Genomic DNA, 15,462 nt, shown 5'->3' on the forward strand with positions numbered 1-15,462 from the left:
TTAGCCTATTGGGTTTACGTCTAGCTCTCTAAGTGAGCGACACAAAGAAATAAGCGGTAATCCAATTAAGCTATTTGGGTCATCTCCTTCCATTTTTTCAAAAAGACAAACTCCCAAGCCTTCGCATTTGAAACTGCCAGCGCAATCAAGTGGTTGTTCAAGATAAACGTAGTGAGTTATCTCTTCTGTTGTCAGTGCCCTGAAGTGGACGTGGTATTCACTTAATGAGTACTGATAAGATTGGTCTTGTTGATTAAAAACACAAAGACCGGTTAGAAAACTTACTTTTTTTCCGCTAAAACTAGATAGCTGCTTTATGGCATTCTCTACCGTATGGGGCTTTCCTAAAATTTGGCTATTTAATACTGCAACTTGATCTGATGTTATAATGAGGTCTTCTGAGTCTTGATTATTTTGTTGACGCTCAAGGTTAACGGCATGCGCTTTGGCAATACTAAGGCGTTTGACTAAATCAACAGCGGATTCTCGTAGGTGTGGGCTTTCGTCAATGTTGGGTGAGTGGCATTCAAAAGGGATTCTTAGGCGTTCTAAAAGTGCTTTTCGGTAAGGAGAAGATGAGCCGAGTATGAGTTTTTTTTGCATTGTTTTCTAATCGTTTTATTGGGATGAAAGAGAATTCTACTTTTTTTTGCCTCTAATGGCTTAAAAAAGTGAAAAAAAGTGCTTTAAGAGCAGTTAGACTTTGACAAAATGGGCCCTTAGCAATATTATCCCCCGCCATGTTGAATGATACGTTACCTAAATATTTTGACCCTCGTAAATACGCTAGCTATGAGCAAGCGTTCGAAGGGTACGTGCCCCTTAATGAATTTAAGGAGCTTTGTGCTATATTAGCCTCTGATGAGGGTAATGCTTTTATTCATCTAGACTTTAGAGTTGATGAGGATAGGCGCTATATTGCTACCGGTTCATTAACAGCTCAGGTACAAGTTGTTTGTCAACGTTGTATGGGGGCTGTTTCACATGATCTGGCGTTAGATTTGTCGCTGGGATTCGTTTATGACGAAGATCATGCTAAGAATCTACCGAACAATTACGATCCTGTTGTCATGACCGATGGTGAAGTAATTTTGGCAGACATGGTTGAGCAAGAAATTATACTTGCCCTGCCAATCGTCGCCTATCACGAAGAAAGTGGTTGCAACCCAACAGCTGTAAAGTATGCCTCGTCTACCGATGACGCACCGGATGACGAAAAACCGAATCCATTTAGTATATTGGCCCAATTAAAGGCCAAGTAAAGTTAGGAGCTCCAAAAAATGGCAGTACAAAAAAGTAAAGTAACTCGTTCACGTCGCGGCCAGCGCCGTTCACACGATGCTTTGACTGGTCCAACTCTTTCTGTAGAAAAGACAACTGGTGAACTTCACCGTCGTCACCACATTTCTGCAGATGGTTTTTACCGTGGTCGTCAAGTTATCACCCCTAAAGGTGAGTAACTAAGATACCCATGATCAGGGTAGCTTTAGACGCTATGGGCGGGGACTTAGGTCCCCGCATTGCATTTGACGGTGCAGTGGAGATTCTTTCTCGCCATCACGATGTCGTCATAACCATCTATTATTCCCCTAATTCCGGTCTTGAACTTCCTGCGCCTCATGAACGTTTATCTCTGATTGCTTGCTCTGATGTTATCGATGGTGATGAAGAGATAGTATTATCTTTGTTTCGTCGTCGAAACAGTACACTGTATCAGTCTTTAAATGCATTGGCTCAGCAGTCTTCAGATGTCGTTGTGACCTTGGGTAATACGGGAGCTATGGTTGCATTAGCGCGTCACATACTGGGTGTGTTACGTCCTAAATTGTATCCTGCGTTAATAAGAGAACTTTATTCTAATCCGTTGCGTTGTTTGGTGGATTTGGGTGCCAATGTTCATTGTCCGCCATCCATGCTGGTTGGTTTTGCTGAATTAGGTGCAGCGTATATTGAAGCGTTAAGTGATGAAAAGCCAAGAGTTGGGCTGCTAAATGTCGGTGTTGAAAGCTCGAAGGGAAGTGCAGTTATCCGAGAAACAGATCGACTTTTAGCTAGTAAAAAATGGCCGGCGTATTTTGGTTATGCTGAAGGTACTGAGTTGTTTGATGGCGATAAAAACGTCATTGTTTGTGATGGTATGGTTGGGAATGCTGTGCTAAAAGCATCAGAAGGGCTTTTGTCTTTTATGATGAGTAAGTTTAAAGGGGTGGACGGTGTGTCATCCTTATTTGAGACTTTTTACCAAACTGAACGCAGGCATGGCGCTTGTTTAGTTGGAGTGCGTGGCAATTTGGTAAAAGGTCATGGTAGTTCAGATTTGTCTGCTATGATCGGTGCAATTGAGTATGGAATTGATATTGCGCGAGCAGATTTATATTCTGCGATAGAAGCGCGTCTTTGTAGTTAGGCTTTATAGCTAGGAGATTAAATGAGCACTAAATTAGCTTTTGTTTTTCCGGGTCAAGGTTCTCAGCAGTTGGGGATGTTGGCTGATTTGGCGGAAAAACACGATATAATAAAGCAAACTTTCGCCGAAGCATCTGATGTTCTTGGTTATGATTTATGGGATCTTGTGCAAAATGATGCTGAGAGACTTAGTCAAACGGATAAAACGCAACCCGCTTTGTTGACGGCTAGTGTTGCTTTATGGCGCCTTTGGGAGCAGCAAGGCGGTGATAAGCCTGCGTATGTTGCAGGTCATAGTCTTGGTGAGTATTCTGCTTTGGTTTGTGCTGGTGTGATTGCTTTCACTGACGCGGTAGAACTTGTTAAGTTGCGTGGTGAATACATGCAGCAAGCTGTTCCTGCAGGTGAAGGTGCTATGGCTGCCATCATCGGTCTTGGTGATGACAAAGTGGTTGCTGCGTGCGTGGCGGCTCCAGGTATTGTTAGTGCGGTTAACTTTAACTCGCCTGGTCAAGTGGTTATTGCAGGTCATGTAGCGGCGGTAGAAGCTGCGATGGTAAATGCAAAAGAAGCGGGTGCTAAGCGTGCTTTGCCTTTACCAGTGAGTGTTCCGTCTCATTGTGAGCTTATGATTTCAGCGGGTGCTAAGTTGGCTGAAAAGCTTGAGACGATTATATTTAATTCGCCTTCTTGTACTTTGGTGCAGAATGTTACGGCTCAAGCAGTTTCTGACCCTTCTGTAATTAAGGCAAACTTGGTTACTCAATTGAGCGAGCCAGTTTTGTGGACGCAATCTGTTATATTGCTTTCCGAGTTAGGTGTAACTTCGACGGTAGAATGTGGGCCTGGTAAAGTGCTTAGTGGTCTTAATAAGCGCATCGTTAAAGGCTTGGAGGTTTCTTCTCTGGGTGATTTGGCTGGGTTTGAAGCGGCTTTATCTGCGTAATAGAATTTTATTATAGGTACTACAAGTGCATGGTTCGTAACAAACGATCCGAAATGCATTTTTTGAAATAGATTGTTGGAGGCAAGCATGAGTCTTGAAGGGAAAATTGCTCTGGTAACTGGAGCTACTCGCGGCATTGGTAAAGCGATTGCTGTTGCTTTGGTTGAGCAGGGTGCAACCGTTATTGGTACGGCAACTAGCGAGTCTGGTGCGCAAAGTATTACTGAATATTTGGGTGCTAATGGTAAAGGCTGGGTACTTGATGTGTCATCAAGTGAGTCAGTTGATGCGGTAATTAAAGAAATTACTGCGGAATTTGGTGCGCCAACGGTTCTTGTTAACAATGCCGGCATTACTCGTGATAATTTAATGATGCGAATGAAAGAAGATGAGTGGGATCAAGTGATCAACACCAATTTAACTTCTGTTTTTCGTGTTACAAAAGCTTGCTTACGCGGCATGACTAAAGCAAAATTCGGTCGTGTCATTAGTATTAGCTCTGTTGTTGGTTCTATGGGCAATGGCGGACAAACCAATTACTCTGCAGCAAAAGCTGGACTAGAAGGTTTTAGTCGTTCTTTGGCGGCAGAGATTGCGTCTCGTGGTATCACTGTAAATTGTGTTGCTCCAGGATTCATTGAAACAGATATGACTAAAGTGTTGCCTGAAGAGCACAAGGCCAAATTGGTCGAAAAAGTGCCTTCATCACGCCTTGGTCAACCAGAAGAAATTGCGGCAGCAGTCGCATTTTTGGCGTCTAATGGCGCTGCTTACATCACCGGCGAGACATTACATGTCAATGGCGGTATGTATATGTCGTAATTTGAGTTGAATTTTATATTTAATTCAACGAAAATACGTCTCCGGTTCATGTCGAGAATCACACTTTTTTTGGTGATCGAATTTTTATAATATGCTCACACTGAGCTGTTAATGAGTAGAGTAGGAACTTCTAATGAGTAGCATTGAAGAACGCGTTAAGAAAATCGTTTGTGAACAACTAGGCGTTAAAGAAGAGGATGTTGTTGCTTCAGCATCTTTTGTTGATGACCTAGGTGCAGATTCCCTAGATACAGTTGAGCTTGTAATGGCTCTTGAAGAGGAATTTGATACTGAAATTCCTGATGAAGAAGCTGAAAAAATCACTACCGTACAAGCAGCGAACGATTACATCAACGCTAACTTGTAAGATATTGGTGAACTGAGTTTTCCGAAAAGCCGCTTGTATTCTTTACAGCGGCTTTTCTTATTAATAGCTCTTAGAGAATTTAGGGCGAATTGCTGGAGAAATCTTATGTCTCGTCGTCGGGTTGTAGTCACAGGAATGGGAATGGTGACACCCCTTGGCAATAATGTGAAAGATACGTGGGATAATATATTGGAAGGCAAAAGTGGTGTATCGGAGATCACTTCTTTTGACGCTAGCCAGTTTTCCACCCGTTTTGCAGCGCAAGTAAATGGTTTTGATGCGACTCAGTATATGAGTGTCAAAGAAGCTCGCAAAATGGATCTTTTCATTCAATATGGTATCGCAGCCGCAGTGCAAGCTTTGGATGATGCCAATCTTAATGCCGATACGGCGGATTTAAACCGTGTAGGTTGCGCTATAGGTTCAGGAATTGGTGGTTTGCCAATGATTGAAAAGAACTTAGAGCTGTTGAATGAGTCAGGCCCAAAACGTATTTCTCCTTTTTTTGTTCCAGGCGCGATTATTAATATGATTTCAGGTCATGTTGCAATTCGTTTTGGTTTTAAAGGCCCTAATATTTCTATAGTTACTGCATGCACTACTGGTACGCATAATATTGGTATGGCTGGCCGTATGATTGCTTATGGCGATGCTGACGTAATGATTGCTGGCGGAGCTGAAATGGCCATTACCCCATTAGGTATTGGTGGCTTCGGGGCGGCTAGAGCTTTGTCTACTCGCAATGATGACCACAAAACAGCAAGTCGACCATGGGATAAAGACCGTGATGGTTTTGTTATGGGGGATGGTGCGGGTATTTTAGTGTTAGAAGAATACGAACATGCTGTCGCTCGTGGTGCGAAGATTTATGCCGAACTCGCTGGCTTTGGTATGAGTGATGATGCATATCATATGACAGCACCACCTGAAGGTGGTGAAGGCGCAGCATCTGCGATGAGAGCAGCTTTGAAAGATGCGCATCTCACGCCTTTAGATATTGATTATATTAATGCCCATGGTACATCGACACCTGCCGGTGATCTTGCGGAGACACAGGCTGTAAAAGCTCTTATGGGTGAAGATGCTTCGGATGTTGCTATGAGCTCGACTAAATCGATGATAGGGCATTTGCTTGGTGCTTCTGGGGCAGTCGAGTCAATATTTTCGATACTTTCCATTCGAGATCAGGTTGCACCACCGACGATTAACTTAGAAGAGCCTGGTGAAGGTTGCGATTTAAATTACGTTCCTGGAACGCCTCAAAAACGTAAAATAGACGTTGTTTTGAACAACTCGTTTGGTTTTGGTGGGACGAATGGAACGCTGGTGTTTAAGAAAATATCTTAGGCACTACTGTGTGGACGGATTATTATCCGTCCACCTTAGCTAACTTTTTAATGGATTTGAGTTGGTGTGCCGCGTAATGCACTAATTTCTTTTGATATATCATAGCTTTTATTTTGACTGTCTAGCTCATATAAATGATCTTCTAGCTGTTGATAAAGAGCAATTTCCTCATCACCTAGAAAATGCAGGCATTCGCCACCGATAAACCATAATAGCTCCCTCTTTATTAGTGGGACTAGATTTGCGTAGCATCGTATGAAGCGTGATAATACTTCTTGGGCATCAAAAGTATAATCATGGGTGTTTTCCTGAATATTTTTTATCAGGTCGTCCCACTTTTCTAAGAAGTCTAATTCTTCTTCTGCCAATTCTGGCTGATCAAAAGGTGTGTGTTCTGCGATGCGCTGACGTAAATCAGCAAAAGCGTCAAGTATGTATTGTGTGCGTGATTCCACGTAAAACCCTATTTAATTAAGTAACTATTTAGTCGGCTACTGCCGTACGAGAACTTCAATTATGACATATGCAATCGAAATTAGTGACCTTAAAAAGCGCTATGATAGCGGCTTTGAAGCACTAAAAGGTATCGATTTAAAAGTTGAAAAAGGAGATTTCTTTGCGTTACTCGGCCCAAATGGAGCGGGCAAATCTACGACAATCGGTATTTTATGCTCGTTAGTGAATAAAACATCGGGCAATGTTTCCATTTTTGGTACAAATATTGATAAGGATTTTGCTAAAGCTAAAAAATATTTAGGTGTTGTACCTCAAGAGTTTAATTTTAACGTTTTTGAAACCGTCTTTAATGTGGTGGTAACTCAGGCGGGCTTTTATGGCATTAGTCGCTCCGTAGCAGAAGAGCGAGCGGAAAAATATTTGAAGCAGTTGGATCTTTGGGATAAAAGAAACGATCAATCGAGAATGTTATCTGGTGGTATGAAACGTCGCCTGATGATAGCAAGGGCGTTAATTCATGAGCCTGAAGTGCTTATTCTAGATGAGCCCACTGCAGGGGTTGATATTGAGCTTCGTCGTTCAATGTGGGAATTCATTAAAAAACTTAATGAGCAAGGTACGACAATTATCTTAACCACACATTATTTGGAAGAAGCAGAACAGTTATGCCGCAATATTGCCATTATTAATGCTGGTGAGATTGTTGAAAATACCAGTGTGAAGGCTTTGTTGAAAACACTTAATCAAGAAACCTTTATTTTGGATTTAGATACTAGTCTGCCCAATGGCTGGGCTTTGCCTGGCTTCAGTGTGGTAATGAGTAAAGATGCGAGTACGATCGAAGTTGAAGTGATTAAAGGGCAGTCTATCAACGCTATTTTTCAAGCGCTTGATGCAATTTCCGTTAACGTCGTGAGTATGCGTAACAAGTCTAATCGACTCGAAGAGCTCTTCGTTAAATTAATTAAAGGCTAGATAGATGAAAAATTCGGAAATTTGGGTCGCATTTTATACGATTTTGGTAAGAGAGATTCGTCGATTTACTCGTATTTGGCCACAAACATTATTGCCGCCAGCCATTACGATGACATTATATTTTGCTATTTTTGGAAACTTAATCGGTGATCGAATTGGTGAAATGGGTGGCTTTAGTTATATGCAGTACATTGTGCCGGGCTTGATTATGATGTCTGTCATTACCAACTCCTATTCGAATGTTTCTTCGTCGTTTTTCTCTGCGAAGTTTCAACATAGTGTGCAAGAATTATTGGTTTCACCTACACCAAATTGGGTGATTCTAATGGGATACACGCTTGGCGGTGTGGCTCGTGGTTTGTGTGTTGGTTTGATTGTTACCGTGCTGTCGTTGTTTTTTACTCATTTAGCGTTAGAGAGTTTGTTTCTAACCATTCTTGTGGTGTGCTTGACTGCAATTATGTTTTCTCTAGGCGGTTTTGTTAACGCTATATACGCTAGAAGTTTTGACGATGTATCTATTGTTCCGACTTTTATTTTAACACCGCTCACTTATTTAGGCGGGGTTTTTTATTCTATCGATTTATTGCCTGATTTTTGGCAATCTGTTTCGCTATTAAACCCAGTTCTTTATATGGTTAATGCGTTTCGTTACGGTATTTTGGGTGTTTCTGATATCAACGTATATTGGGCACTTGTCATTGTTTGCGTATTTATTGTGGTGTTGTTTGGGTTCGGTCTACGTTTGCTCAATCAGGGCAAAGGTATTAGAAGTTGAGGTAGTGTTATATGGGCTTTTTACCCTTAGGTCAGCAAACAGAATATGTTTCTGAATACGATGCAGGGTTGCTTTACCCCATTGCAAGAGTTGATAAATGGACTGAGATGGCTATTGAGTCTGAGCGTCTACCATTTTTTGGTGAAGATGTTTGGAATGCTTATGAGTTGTCATGGCTAAATTTGAAAGGTAAGCCAATGGTTGCCTTGGCTGAATTTCGTTTGCCTTGTAATTCGCCAAATATCATTGAATCCAAATCCTTTAAATTGTATTTGAATTCATTGAATCAAATGCGGTATGGCTCAGTTGAAGAAGTGCAGGCCATACTCGAGAAGGATCTTTCAAGTGCTGCTGGTGCAGAAGTGACGGTTATTATTCGCGATGTTGATTCAATGGCTTCATTGGTGGTATTAACGCCTGATTATTGCATCGATGAATTGGATGTTGATATATCAGAATATCACCCAAATTCTGGTTTGTTAGAAACTGATGAATCAATGGGGGTGGTCGAAGAGAGATTAGTGAGCCATCTTTTAAAATCAAATTGTCCTGTGACCAATCAGCCAGATTGGGGATCAGTTTTTATCGATTATAAAGGGCCTAAGATTCACCACGAAAGCTTGTTGAAGTATGTTGTTTCATTTCGTGAGCATACGGACTTTCATGAGCAATGTGTTGAGCGGATTTTTATTGATATCATGCGTCAGTGTAAGCCTGAGAGTTTAATTGTCTATGCACGCTATGTAAGGCGTGGAGGATTGGATATCAATCCATATCGTTCAACAGCGCCATTGGTGTTAGGGAATGATCGTTTAACGCGCCAGTAAAGTTTGGTAATTTATAAGGCTGGAAGTACTGGAATGAAAAACCGCATAATGTCAAATTGTGCGGTTTTTTAGTTTTTAAATTTGCGCTACATTAGGCCAAGTTGTTTTTTGACGCTTGGTAATGCTGGTTTTCCATCATAAGTTGTTACACCTTGTAGCCATTTATCTAATATTTCAGGATGAGCTTTAATCCAGCTGGCGGCTGCTTGCTCTGGTTTTTCAGCTGAAGCGATTATTTCATTCTCCATCTTCAGGCCAAATTCTAGATTGCTTAGTAGTTTACCCACATTTGGGCATTCTTCTGTATAGCCTTTGCGAGTGACTGTCCTTATCGTGGCACCACCGTAATTAGGGCCAAAATATTTATCTCCACCTGTTAGGTATTTTAAATCGAAATTAACATTCATCGGATGAGGCTCCCAAGCAAGGAATACAATGAAGTTATCGCGTTTTACGGTTCTTGCTACTTGAGATAGCATAGCCTGTTCACCAGACTCGACAACCTTCCAGTCTTTGAGGTCAAAGTCATTGGTATCTATCATGTTTTGGAGCTTTTGATTTGCTGGTGCGCCGGCGTCAATACCATATATTCGCTGACGAAACTCTTTGCTGAATTTGGCTAGGTCTGAAAAATCTTTAACACCTGCGTCGAAGACATATTTAGGCACGGCCAAAGTGAACTTCACGCCTTCTAAATTGGTACGGATAATATCGATATTGTCTTTGTATTTATCCATGAAAGCAGATTGGGCTGGCATCCAGTTGCCCATGAAGACATCAATCTCGCCATTCTTTAAACTCTCAAAGCCGACGGGAACACCAAGAAGGTAGACTTGTGTCTCATATCCCATTGCTTTTAGTAGTGTGGTGGCGACACCATTTGTTGCGCCGATATCTGTCCAACCAGGATCACTAAAAGTGATTTTTTTACATTGCTCGGGTTCAGCAGATAGGGCGGCGCCACTTCCTAAAAGTAGACTCGCTATACCAAGCGTTTTTAATCCTGCGCTAAAAGAAAGTACTTTCATTCTCGTGCTCCTATTTGTGATTGTGCTTTTTTAAGATGTTGTTTACTGTGCTTTAGGAAATCTGGATCGGCTTTCTAGGTCGTCTAGATCAATATGATTTCTCATGTACATTTCACTACTATCAAAGATTGGTTGATGATCCCAAGCTGTTTTTTTGCCTTTGCCCATGGCTTTTACTATCAAACGACGACGGCGCTGGCTGATAAGTACATCTTGAGTTAATACCGTAGAATCCCATCGCTCCAGTGCTTCATTTTTGAATGTCTGTAATAAATCGGCGTATTTCAGGTCTGTCGCTAGATTCACGAGTTCATCAGGGTCATTTTCTAGGTCGAAAAGCTGCTCTGGGTCAATATGGCAATAGACATATTTGTACTGTGCTCTTCGTATCATAAATAAAGGAGCAATTGCGCCTTCACCAAAATATTCACCAATCACTTCATCGTGGCCATCTGTTCGACCTTCGATGTGAGGCATTAAGCTTCTTCCTTGAATAGGCATGGCATAGGTGTGATCAGAGGTGTTAGTGGCTATCTCTAGAAAGGTAGGCAATAGATCCATTGTGGAAACCGACTCTTTAACTCGCTTAGGTGAAAAATGTTTAGGTGCATGGACTATCATTGGTACGCGAGCAGAGCCTTCAAAGAACGACATTTTGTACCAAAGATTTCTTTCGCCCAACATGTCGCCATGATCACCCGAGAAAATAATAATTGTGTTGTCGTCTAAGCCGGTTTCTTTCAATGTTTTTAATAGCATGCCTATTTTGTCATCTACATAACTGATCGCTCCGTAATAGGCGTGTCGAGCATTACGTACTTGATTTTCGCTCAGCTCCTGATCGTAGTAGGCATAAACTTCTTGTAGACGAGCAGAATGTGGGTCTTGATCTTCTCTGCTGATGGATATTTTTGGCATGTCTATTTCGTCATCTCGGTATCTATCCCAATACTCTTGAGGGGTTGCGTAGGGATCGTGAGGATGTGTCATGGAAACAGTTAAACAGAAGGGTCTATCTTGCTCACGTCTTACATAATCATAGAGATAACGCTGAGCATGAAAAACTACTTCGTCATCAAAATCTAATTGATTGCTGCGTACACAGGGGCCTGCTTGAGTAACTGAAGACATGTTGTGGTACCAGGTTGGGCGCGTTTTAAGGTCGTCCCAATTTGGAAACCAGCCATAATCTGCTGGGTAAATATCTGTAGTGAGGCGATCTTCAAAGCCGTGTAATTGGTCTGGACCACAAAAGTGCATTTTGCCAGATAGCGCTGTCTTGTAATTCTGCGCACGAAGGTAATGAGCGAATGTGGGAATGTCAGCAGATAAATCGGCAGCGTTATCATAAGCGCCAATTTTACTTGGCAGTTGGCCTGTCATAAGAACATATCGAGAAGGTGCGCAAAGGGGGCTGTTGCAATAGGCGGAATCAAATACAACACCTTCTTCTGCCAGCTTGCTTAGATTAGGTGTCTTTACGACTGGATGGCCATAGATTGGAAGGGCGGATGTCGCTAGTTGATCAGCCATAATAAAAAGAATATTAGGTTGTGTTTTTGACATGGTTTTTCCTAATGGATAAAAAGTTAAACTTTGATGTAATTGGTGATCTTTGCTTTATTCTAGATACATTGCGCTATGATAGAGATGCTGTAAACTGACTAAATTCTTATACATCGGATAAGTTGTACTTATGTTAATGAACTCGGAATTACCACCATTGCAATCGCTTGTCGTTTTTGAGGCATCTGCAAGGCTGTTGAGTTTTACCGCTGCCGCAAGAGAGTTGGGGACGACACAGCCAGCGGTAAGCCAGCAAATAAGGGCGTTAGAGGTCTCACTTGGTACGCCATTGTTTGAGCGAATTTATCGTGGCGTGGTATTGACCGATGCGGGTCATATTTTGCTAAAAACGACACAGTCGAGTTTGCAGGACTTGCGAAATGTGATGCAAAAGATAAAGCAAAAGCCGAAATCTCAGCGTATTACTGTCGCAACGGATTTCGCTTTTGCCGCTTTTTGGTTAATGCCTCGCTTACCTGAGTTTCGGCGTCTACATAAAGATATTGATATTCGTATCCAAACCTCTCAATCCGAAGTGGATTTGGTTTCTCTTGAGGCGGATGTGGCAGTCTTATTTGGCCATGGTCAATATCAAGGCTATCTGACAGAAAAGCTATTACCTGAAGTCGTGTATCCTGTATGCAGTCCTAAGCTACTGGGTGAGTTCTCTGGTTTTACAGATTTGGTCGATTTGGTAAATGCGCCGCTCTTGAAGCTGAATGCTGATATGGGACAAAAATGGATGGATTGGGAGTTGTTGTTCCAACTTAATGGCTCTCAGTGGCAACCATCAGAATCTGTGATGGAGTTTGATAATTATACATTGCTAGTGCAGGCTGCCATTTCTGGGCAAGGTATTGGTCTTGGATGGTCGCCTCTAGTAGATGATTTTATAAAAAGTGGTGTATTGGTCGCACTACCAAACTTTACGGTGCAATCTGACAATGGTTATTACATTGTTCTTTCAAAGCAACAGGCTCCCACGGCCCCCGTTGCTGCTTTTCTAGATTGGCTAAAATCTTAGTTTTTCTACCGTACTTTCCTATAAATACAACCACCACAATAAGCCAACAGCACAAAGTGAAAGAGGTAGAGATAAAAGAATCATAAGAGCGATTTCATCAACTGGTCCCTTAAATTTGCTTGCTAGCATATAGCTAATAACAGCGACTGGCATAGTGTTTAGTACAATTAATACAGAGCCTTCTAAGGGGCTAAGTGGTAAAAAGTAAACTACCAAACATGCACAGAGTGCGCCTACTAAAGGGCGAAATAGTGACAAAAGAGTTGCCCGACCTATTTTGTCACTTTCTTTTACTGACAGGCTACTGATGGATTTACCCAGTAGCATTAGCATAATAGGTAATGTTATATGGCTGAGCATGTTCAGTGTATTCATTAAGGGCGTGGGTAAGCTAATGTGAAAACTTAGGAAAAGGGCGCCAACCACTAAGGCAATAACGGGACCATTTTTTATAAGCTGCTTAGGGTGGTAGGTTCCGGACATAAAGCCAACGCCTAGTGTGAAATGACTAATCTGAACCACGGATGAAATTACTACCGCGATGGCCATGCCTTCCGCTCCAAATAATGCATAAGCGACAGGAATGCCAAGGTTGCCAGTGTTAGGATTGACCAAGGGGGGTAAGTAAAAACGCGTAGGTAGCTTGAGCGCTTTGAGAAAAACAAATGAAATCAGCGATACTAGAGCCAAAACAATAATGGTTGCAGCGATAATTTTAAGCATGCTGAAAACTTGCATCTGCATTGATAGAACAGAATAAAGCAACAGGGCGGGTAAACCCAAATTTGAGACTAAAGCCCCTAAGGATGGACTTTCTAAATAGTCTGTCTTTTTACCAAGGAAAAAGCCCAAAGAAATAAGCAGTAAGATAGGAATGAGTGAGTTGGCTAATGCTGAGAGCATAGAAATCCTTAGTTAGGCATTGTTATCTATGGCCTCTATGTTAAAGGCTTCCACAAGGTAGTGCACTAATGCTTTTACCCTAAGACTGATATTTCTTGATTGAGGATAAAGTAAAGTGACATCAGAATTAGGTAATTGCCAGTCTGGTAGAAGCGTTATCAATCGACCCGATTGAATGTCTTGTTTTACATAATAGGAAGGTTGTCTAGAGATGCCAGTTCCTTCTAGGGTTGCCAGTTTTACCACATGTCCGTTTGAGCATTTTAATTTACCTTGCGCTGGAAGCTCATACTTCTCTTTGCTGCCAATGTGCGTGAACGACCATCTTTTTACTGAGCCATTGATTAACGTGTGATCTAGCAAATCTTTCGGGCTGTTTAGTTTCGGCATGCTGTCAAAATAATCAGGACTAGCAACTAGATAGTTGGTGTAACTCGTTATTTTTCGACCTATTAAATTTGAATTAGTAAGCAAGCCCATTCTGACAACAAGGTCGTATTGCGACTCAATCAAATCTTCTCTTGTGCTAGAAAAACTTAGTTCTATTTCTACTTTTGGGTTTTCGTTCATAAATCGAATTAAGATGGGGGCGAGTATTTCTTCGCCAAATAAACCGCCCACGGAATTGATTCTGATTTGTCCTCCAATACTCGAATGAGCATTCTGAGCAGACAAAACGGCATGCTCTAGCTGGTCAACACCTTGACGAGACAGTTGGTAGAAAGTTTCGCCAGCGGGTGAAAGGGAAAGTGAGCGTGTGGATCGATAGAGTAACTGGACACCTAAGTCTTTTTCTAGACGGCTGATTATTTGAGACACTCTTGCGCGAGAAATGTTGAGTTGTTCCGCAGCTTTTGAAAAGCTGTGTACTTCGACTACGGCTAAAAATTCTCTTATACCTTCTGGGAAATGCGCACTCATATTGTTAAGCCTTGTTAAACAATAAATTCAATGTATCGATAATTATAAACAGTTAAAAGGCTCGTATAGTAGTGGCATTCGTCATTAATTCGTTTATAGGAGTGTTTATGAAAACCAGAATACTAGGAAAGACAGGATTTGAAGTATCAGAAATTGGCTTGGGTTGTTGGCAGCTTGGTAATGATTTTGGTCCAGTAGAAGATAAAGAAGCGAATGCGATACTGCAAACAGCAGTAGAGGAAGGTATTCGCTTTTTTGATACGGCAGATGTTTACGGTGGTGGCCTAAGTGAAGAAAGAATAGGGCAATGGCGTAAGTCGTTGAGCCAATCACCTGTTATAGCAACCAAAGTAGGTAGAAGTGCTGAGCTTTACCCTGATGGTTACAGCAAGGCAGCTGTGAAAAAAAGCTTGCAGGCTTCCGCTCAACGTCTAGGTGTTGAAACAATCGACCTTGCTCAATTGCATTGTGTTCCTCGCGATGTCTTGTTTTCAGGTGATATATTGGCTTGGATGGAAGACCTCAAAAAAGAAGGTGTCATTAAACATTTTGGTGCCAGTGTGGAAATGTTGGATGAGGCGATGTTTTGTTGTAATCATTCAGAATTAGCCAGCTTACAGATATTGTTTAATGTATTTCGCCAAGATGCAGTTGAGTCATTATTCCCTCTAGCTGAAAAAAATGATGTTGGCATCATTGTTAGATTACCATTAGCAAGTGGTTTGCTTTCAGGGAAAATGGGACTGAATCATATTTTTAGTGAGCATGATCATCGTTCTTATAACAAGGATGGCGCGGCATTTCATGTGGGAGAAACCTTTAATGGCATACCGTTCGCAAAAGGTGTTGAGCTAGTTGAAACGTTAAAGGGAAAACTGCCAGAAGGGCATAATGTATTGGATGTATCTCTACGCTGGATTCTAGATCAGCCTCAAGTTTCAAGTATCATTGTTGGCGCCAGTCGATCTTCTCAAGTGTTGCGCAATGCCGCTGTATCGTCTCTACCGCCTTTGAGTAAAGAATTGCATGCGTTATTAGCGGATTTTTATCGGGAAGAAGTGAGAGAGCATATTCGGGGTGGTATTTAAGTTTGGTG

The 15,462-nt window shown here is 41.7% G+C and carries 18 protein-coding genes; 12 read left to right on the forward strand and 6 right to left on the reverse strand.

Annotated elements, in window-relative coordinates; translation table 11 throughout:
- The gene (locus KPL72_RS04215; protein WP_219701981.1) at positions 1-603 is read right to left on the reverse strand and encodes a Maf family protein; all 603 of its coding nucleotides are present in this window, start codon (positions 601-603) and stop codon (positions 1-3) included.
- A 137-nt stretch (positions 604-740) separates the two neighbouring features.
- On the opposite strand from KPL72_RS04215, the gene KPL72_RS04220 reads away from it, so the two are divergent.
- From KPL72_RS04220 to fabF, 7 genes are all read left to right on the forward strand, one after another.
- Positions 741-1,262 (forward strand): YceD family protein, encoded by a 522-nt coding sequence (locus KPL72_RS04220; protein WP_212918780.1) that lies wholly within the window; start codon positions 741-743, stop codon positions 1,260-1,262.
- A gap of 18 nt (positions 1,263-1,280) precedes the next feature.
- Complete coding sequence (gene rpmF / locus KPL72_RS04225; protein ID WP_072839128.1) at positions 1,281-1,460, forward strand: 50S ribosomal protein L32; 180 nt, start codon at positions 1,281-1,283, stop codon at positions 1,458-1,460.
- An 11-nt stretch (positions 1,461-1,471) separates the two neighbouring features.
- On the forward strand, positions 1,472-2,407 hold the full coding sequence (locus tag KPL72_RS04230; RefSeq protein ID WP_219701982.1) for a fatty acid synthesis protein: 936 nt from the start codon (positions 1,472-1,474) through the stop codon (positions 2,405-2,407).
- Between the two features lie 21 nt (positions 2,408-2,428).
- On the forward strand, positions 2,429-3,352 hold the full coding sequence (fabD, locus tag KPL72_RS04235; RefSeq protein ID WP_219701983.1) for an ACP S-malonyltransferase: 924 nt from the start codon (positions 2,429-2,431) through the stop codon (positions 3,350-3,352).
- A gap of 87 nt (positions 3,353-3,439) precedes the next feature.
- Positions 3,440-4,174, forward strand: a complete 735-nt coding sequence (gene fabG, locus KPL72_RS04240) for a 3-oxoacyl-ACP reductase FabG (protein ID WP_212918783.1) — start codon at positions 3,440-3,442, stop codon at positions 4,172-4,174.
- A gap of 133 nt (positions 4,175-4,307) precedes the next feature.
- On the forward strand, positions 4,308-4,541 hold the full coding sequence (gene acpP / locus KPL72_RS04245) for an acyl carrier protein (protein WP_012069834.1): 234 nt from the start codon (positions 4,308-4,310) through the stop codon (positions 4,539-4,541).
- A 105-nt stretch (positions 4,542-4,646) separates the two neighbouring features.
- A complete protein-coding gene (fabF, locus tag KPL72_RS04250) occupies positions 4,647-5,888 on the forward strand; it encodes a beta-ketoacyl-ACP synthase II (protein WP_212918784.1) in 1,242 nt (413 codons plus the stop codon).
- A gap of 47 nt (positions 5,889-5,935) precedes the next feature.
- Here fabF and KPL72_RS04255 read toward each other — a convergent pair whose 3' ends face one another.
- Positions 5,936-6,343 (reverse strand): PA2817 family protein, encoded by a 408-nt coding sequence (locus tag KPL72_RS04255; RefSeq protein WP_212918785.1) that lies wholly within the window; start codon positions 6,341-6,343, stop codon positions 5,936-5,938.
- 61 nt (positions 6,344-6,404) lie between these two features.
- Here KPL72_RS04255 and KPL72_RS04260 point away from each other — a divergent pair, with 61 nt between their 5' ends.
- Genes KPL72_RS04260 through queF form a run of 3 tightly spaced genes read left to right on the forward strand, consistent with a single transcriptional unit; the run spans position 6,405 to position 8,924 of the window.
- Positions 6,405-7,319 carry an ABC transporter ATP-binding protein gene (locus KPL72_RS04260; protein ID WP_212918786.1) on the forward strand — a complete coding sequence of 305 codons (915 nt, stop codon included), beginning with the start codon at positions 6,405-6,407 and terminating at the stop codon, positions 7,317-7,319.
- Between the two features lie 4 nt (positions 7,320-7,323).
- Positions 7,324-8,097, forward strand: a complete 774-nt coding sequence (locus tag KPL72_RS04265) for an ABC transporter permease (protein WP_012069838.1) — start codon at positions 7,324-7,326, stop codon at positions 8,095-8,097.
- Positions 8,098-8,108: 11 nt separating this feature from the next.
- Positions 8,109-8,924 carry an NADPH-dependent 7-cyano-7-deazaguanine reductase QueF gene (gene queF, locus KPL72_RS04270; protein WP_219701984.1) on the forward strand — a complete coding sequence of 272 codons (816 nt, stop codon included), beginning with the start codon at positions 8,109-8,111 and terminating at the stop codon, positions 8,922-8,924.
- Between the two features lie 86 nt (positions 8,925-9,010).
- On the opposite strand, the gene choX is transcribed toward queF, so the two are convergent.
- Positions 9,011-9,952: a choline ABC transporter substrate-binding protein gene (gene choX / locus KPL72_RS04275; protein ID WP_219701985.1), complete on the reverse strand. Its 942-nt coding sequence runs from the start codon at positions 9,950-9,952 to the stop codon at positions 9,011-9,013.
- Between the two features lie 42 nt (positions 9,953-9,994).
- Complete coding sequence (gene betC, locus KPL72_RS04280) at positions 9,995-11,518, reverse strand: choline-sulfatase (protein ID WP_219701986.1); 1,524 nt, start codon at positions 11,516-11,518, stop codon at positions 9,995-9,997.
- 130 nt (positions 11,519-11,648) lie between these two features.
- Here betC and KPL72_RS04285 point away from each other — a divergent pair, with 130 nt between their 5' ends.
- Positions 11,649-12,542 (forward strand): choline sulfate utilization transcriptional regulator, encoded by an 894-nt coding sequence (locus tag KPL72_RS04285; RefSeq protein ID WP_212918790.1) that lies wholly within the window; start codon positions 11,649-11,651, stop codon positions 12,540-12,542.
- A gap of 18 nt (positions 12,543-12,560) precedes the next feature.
- On the opposite strand, the gene KPL72_RS04290 is transcribed toward KPL72_RS04285, so the two are convergent.
- Together KPL72_RS04290 and KPL72_RS04295 are read right to left on the reverse strand one after the other, a co-directional pair.
- Positions 12,561-13,445, reverse strand: a complete 885-nt coding sequence (locus KPL72_RS04290; protein WP_219701987.1) for an AEC family transporter — start codon at positions 13,443-13,445, stop codon at positions 12,561-12,563.
- Between the two features lie 12 nt (positions 13,446-13,457).
- Positions 13,458-14,366: a LysR family transcriptional regulator gene (locus tag KPL72_RS04295; protein ID WP_219701988.1), complete on the reverse strand. Its 909-nt coding sequence runs from the start codon at positions 14,364-14,366 to the stop codon at positions 13,458-13,460.
- Between the two features lie 107 nt (positions 14,367-14,473).
- Here KPL72_RS04295 and KPL72_RS04300 point away from each other — a divergent pair, with 107 nt between their 5' ends.
- Positions 14,474-15,454 carry an aldo/keto reductase gene (locus tag KPL72_RS04300; protein WP_212918793.1) on the forward strand — a complete coding sequence of 327 codons (981 nt, stop codon included), beginning with the start codon at positions 14,474-14,476 and terminating at the stop codon, positions 15,452-15,454.
- Positions 15,455-15,462: the final 8 nt, after the last annotated feature.

It is taken from the genome of Marinomonas lutimaris, from assembly GCF_019426345.1.
GTDB lineage: Bacteria > Pseudomonadota > Gammaproteobacteria > Pseudomonadales > Marinomonadaceae > Marinomonas > Marinomonas lutimaris.